Genomic DNA, 4,656 nt, shown 5'->3' with positions numbered 1-4,656 from the left:
CATGGCGGCGGCCGCAGCGCTGGACTCCTCCACCAGCGCGGCGTTCTGCTGTGTCATCTGGTCGAGGTTGGACATCGCCTGGTTGACCTGGAAAATGCCGTCGCGCTGCTCCACCGACGAGGCCGTGATCTCGCCGATCAGGTCCCCCACCCGGCGCACGCTGAGCACGATGTCCTGCATGCTCTGGCCGGCCTGCTCGACCTGCGCCGAGCCCGCCTGCACATTGTCCACGCTGGTGGTGATCAGCGCCTTGATCTCGCGGGCCGCCTGGGCGCTGCGCTGCGCGAGCGTGCGCACCTCGCCGGCGACCACGGCAAAGCCCCGCCCCTGCTCGCCGGCGCGCGCCGCCTCCACGGCCGCGTTCAGCGCCAGGATGTTGGTCTGGAAGGCGATCGAGTCGATCACGCCGATGATGTCGCTGATCCTGCGGCTGGAGTCCGTGATCTGCTGCATGCTCGCCACCACCTGCGCCACCACGGCGCCGCCCCGTTCGGCCGCCTGGGCGGCGTTGGCAGCGAGCTGGTTGGCTTGGTGCGCGGTGTCGGCCGACTGGGTGACGGTCGCCGTCAGCTCTTCCATGCTGGCAGCGGTCTCTTCCAGATTGGCTGCGGTCTGCTCGGTGCGTGCCGAGAGGTCCTGGTTGCCGCTGGCGATTTGGGTCGCCGCCGAAGAGACCGCCTCCACGCCGGAACGCACTTCCCCGACCACCCCTCGCAGGCGCCCCGCCATGGCCGACAGCGAGCGCAACAGGTGGCCCAGCTCGTCGCGCCGGTCGTCGTGCACGTCCTGCGTCAGGTCGCCTTCGGCGATGGCCTCGGCCAGGCCCACGGCGCGCTGCAGGGGCTGACTGATGGAGTGCACCAGCCGGCCAGCCAGCGCCATGCCTGCCAACACGACGGCTGCCGCGGCGATCGCGCTCAGCCACAGGGCTCGCTGGCGCTGGCCAAGCGCCGCGGCGCGGGCGGCGTCCCGCTGCTGCTCCTGCAACCGCACGAAGGCGTCCAGTCCCTGTTCGTACTGCGCCACGGCGGGGCGCAGCTTGGCCTCCACCAAGGCCTCGACCCCCGAGAAGTCGGCGTCGCCGCGCAGTTTCTCCGCCTCCTCCACCAGCTGTACCGCGTGGCGGTGCAATGCGTCCATGCGCTCGAGCTGCGCCTGGTCCTCGCCCGAGAGGCCCTGGGCATCTAGCGCCTCGCGCAACCCAGCGATGGCTTGCAGGGCTTCGCGCGAATCCTGGCGGGTGCGCTTTTCCAGCACGTCATCCGTGACACTCACCGCCATGGTCGCCTGGTGCATCGCCAGCGCGCCCAGGCCCTTCCACTGCAGCGCCAGGCTGATGCGCTGCTCGCTGCTTTCCACGAACCTGAGCGACTCCTCGCCCACCTGCGCCACATAAGCCACGGAGGCCGCCAACAGGAGCAGCATGCTGGCCATCGAGCCCAGCACGATCCCCCAGAGTTTGAAACGCACGGACAGGTGCTGAATACGCATCAAGGAACCTCGTTTTCCGCAATCACCGATCAGAAGCGCCCCGGGCAGGCAGCGCGGCGCACGACCCACACAGTGTCGCACCACTGCACACTTTCTTACAAAGAAAGGGCTTCCCTACGCTCCAATGCCCGATTCGTCCGACAAACCCTCCCGGGAAGGTGGCCCCTACAATGACCCAGTGAGTACCCTTCTGAACGCCGACCTGCATTGCCACTCCCTGGTCTCCGACGGCACGCTCTCCCCCGAGGAGCTGGCCGCGCGGGCGCATGCCAACGGGGTGCAGCTGTGGGCCCTGACCGACCACGACGAGGTGGGTGGCCAGCACCGCGCCCGGGCCGCCGCCCATGCGCTGGGGCTGGACTACCTGACCGGCGTGGAAATCTCCGTGACCTTCCTGAACGCCACCGTGCATATCGTCGGCCTGGGCTTCGACCCCGACGACCCGCAGCTGGTGCGCGGCCTGGAGGCGACGCGCGGCGGGCGCGGCGAGCGCGCGCAACAGATCGCCCGGCAGCTCGCCCAGGTGGGCATCCACGGCGCCTACGAGGGTGCGCTGCGCTATGTCGGCAACCCGGAGCTGATCTCGCGCACGCACTTCGCCCGCCACCTGGTGGAGTCCGGCGTGTGCAGCGACACCAGCGAGGTCTTTCGCCGCTTCCTGACCGAAGGCAACCCCGGCTACGTGCCGCACCGCTGGGCCAGCCTGGGCGATGCCGTGCGCTGGATCCGGGAGGCCGGCGGCATGGCGGTGATCGCCCACCCGGCGCGCTACCGCTTCTCGCCCACCGAGGAATACGCGCTGTTTTCCGAATTCCGGCAGCACGGCGGCCAGGGCGTGGAGGTGGTGACCGGCAGCCACGCACCGTCCGAGTACCCGGTCTATGCCGCCATGGCGCAGGAATTCGGCCTGGCGGCCTCGCGCGGCAGCGACTTCCATGGGCCGGGCGAGTCGCACACCGATCTGGGCGCGCTGCCCGACCTGCCCGGCCAACTCACGCCCGTCTGGGAGCTGCTGGAGCACCGCATCCTGCGCGCGCCGGCGGCCCCCGCCCCTTCCGTGCATTGAGAACCAGCGACATGGCCCAGTATTTCGAAGCCCACCCCGACAACCCCCAGCCGCGGCTGCTCAAGCAGGCGGCCGACCTGCTCGCCAGCGGCGGCATCCTGGCGGTGCCGACCGATTCGAGCTATGCCCTCGTGTGCCGGCTCGATGACAAGGCGGCGGTGGACCGCATGCGCCGCGTGCGCCAGATCGACGACAAGCGCCTGCTCACGCTGCTGTGCCGCGACCTGTCGGAGCTGGCGAGCTACGCGCACGTGGACAACCGCCAGTACCGGATGCTCAAGCTGGGCACGCCCGGCCCCTACACCTTCATCCTGGAGGCGACCAAGGAGGTGCCGCGCCGCGTGAGCCACCCGCAGCGCAAGACCATCGGCCTGCGCGTGCCCGACCGCAAGGGCCTGCAGCTGCTGCTGGAGCTGCACGGCGCGCCGCTCCTGTCGACCACGCTCATCCCGCCCGGCGAGACCGAGCCCATGAACGATCCGGAGGAGATCCGCGAGCGCTTCGACAAGGTGATCGACGGCGTGGTGGACTCGGGCGCCTGCCCGCTGGAGCCGACCACGGTAATCGACATGACGCCGATGAACAATGGCGGCGAGCCGGTCGTGGTGCGCGAGGGCCTGGGCAGCCTGGCAAAACTGGGGCTTTAGGCGCCCGCCCTTACTGCGCCACCAGCCGGCGCAGCCATTCCAGCAGCACCTGCGGCAGGCGCTCGGGCTGGGGCAGCAGCGCGTAGTGGTGCGCGCCGAAGACCGCCGGCAGGTAGCTGGCGGCGTGGCGGTCGATGGTCAGGCAAAAGGGCGAGATGCCCTGCAGCCGCGCTTCCGTGACGGCCTGGCGCATGTCCTCCAGCCCGTAGCGGCCTTCGTACTGGTCGGTGTCGTTGGGCTTGCCGTCCGACAGCAGCAGCAGCAAGCGCTGCGCTGCCGTCTCGCGCATCAGCGTGCTGGTGGCGTGGCGCAGCGCGGCGCCGGCACGGGTGTAGTGCTCGGGCTCCAGCCCGGCGATGCGCAGCGCCACTTCGGGGCCATAGGCCTCGCCGAAACCCTTCACTTCGCGCACCACCACGCCGTGGGGGCCCTCGCCGGAAAAAGCCTGCACGGCGAAGGGCGAACCCATGCCATCGAGCGCCAGCGCCACCAGCAGGAGCGCCTCGCGCGCCACGTCGATCACGCGCCGCCCGGGCGCGATCCAGGCATCGGTCGAGCCGCTCACGTCGATCAGCACCAGCACCGCCAGGTCGCGGTGCTGGCGCCGCTCGCTGCGGTACAGGCGCTGCGGCAGGGGCAGGCCCGCCCGGAAGTCGGCGCGCGCCTCCGTCCAGGCCTCCAGGTCGATGTCGTCGCCCTCGAGCTGGCGACGCACCGGAATGCGCCGGCTGCGCAGCAGCTCGAAGCGCCGGCGCACCTCGTGCAGCATGCCGCGGCGCTCCTCCAGGGTGACCGCCAGCCATTGCGGTGCGCCGGGGGCCGCCTCGCGCAGCAGCACGGTGGCACCGTCCGGGCGGTAGCTTGCGCTGCGCCAGTCCCACTCGGGGTAGGAGCGCGATCGTTCCGCCGCACTGCCCGGGTCGGCGCCACCGGCCTGCGACTGGCGCGCCAGATGCTCGGGCGGGTCGTCCGAGAGCAGCACCTCCTTGGGCCTGCCGGGGGTGCGCACCAGGCGCGCTTCGGGCAGTTCGGACAGGGCGTCGGCGAACTCCTCGGCCGCCGTGTCGGTGTCGCGGTCGGTGGGGCGTTGCAGCCCCATCGGGTCGGCCGCCTGCTCGTGTGGCTGGGCTGTCTGCACCATCCAGGCGCCTGGCGGACCGCCCTCATCGTCCTCATCGTCTTGCTTGTCGCGCACCTGGGGGCGCCGCGGCAGGCGCGCGCTGCGCGCGGGTGCGGCCTCAGCCTCGGGCGGACCTTCATCGGCCGAGCCGAGCAGGGCCGCAGCCGCCGGGGGCGCGCGCAGCTCGCCGAGCCAGGCATCGGCCACGCACCAGCGCTGCTGGCGCGCCGGCGCATCCGCCGGGCGCAGACGCTCCGCCAACTGCAGCGCACGCTCGCGGACCTCGGCCGGGCTGGCCGGAAGGCGCAGCAGCAGCTCGCCGCCTTCGGCCG

The 4,656-nt window shown here is 71.5% G+C and carries 4 protein-coding genes; 2 read left to right on the top strand and 2 right to left on the bottom strand.

Annotated features, from left to right (window positions below):
* A partial coding sequence (locus tag A612_RS00140; RefSeq protein WP_019372595.1) for a methyl-accepting chemotaxis protein occupies window positions 1-1,491 on the bottom strand: 1,491 nt, incomplete at its 3' end.
* Between the two features lie 178 nt (window positions 1,492-1,669).
* Between A612_RS00140 and A612_RS00135 the strand changes: the two genes are divergently transcribed.
* Window positions 1,670-2,557, top strand: a complete 888-nt coding sequence (locus A612_RS00135) for a 3',5'-nucleoside bisphosphate phosphatase (RefSeq protein WP_019372594.1) — start codon at window positions 1,670-1,672, stop codon at window positions 2,555-2,557.
* 11 nt (window positions 2,558-2,568) lie between these two features.
* On the top strand, window positions 2,569-3,204 hold the full coding sequence (locus tag A612_RS00130; protein WP_019372593.1) for an L-threonylcarbamoyladenylate synthase: 636 nt from the start codon (window positions 2,569-2,571) through the stop codon (window positions 3,202-3,204).
* Between the two features lie 10 nt (window positions 3,205-3,214).
* On the opposite strand, the gene A612_RS00125 is transcribed toward A612_RS00130, so the two are convergent.
* On the bottom strand, window positions 3,215-4,656 hold a 1,442-nt coding region (locus A612_RS00125; protein WP_019372592.1), incomplete at its 5' end, for a nitric oxide reductase activation protein NorD.

This window comes from Melaminivora alkalimesophila, assembly GCF_000282995.1.
GTDB lineage: Bacteria > Pseudomonadota > Gammaproteobacteria > Burkholderiales > Burkholderiaceae_C > Melaminivora > Melaminivora alkalimesophila.
The sequence above is the reverse complement of the archived record's forward strand: the minus strand, read 5'-3'. Positions and strand labels throughout refer to the sequence as shown.

Excerpts from the sequence above, each read along its gene's own strand:
- A612_RS00130 (WP_019372593.1), top strand. The coding sequence starts at position 2,569 with ATGGCCCAGTATTTCGAAGCCCACCCCGACAACCCCCAGCCGCGGCTG.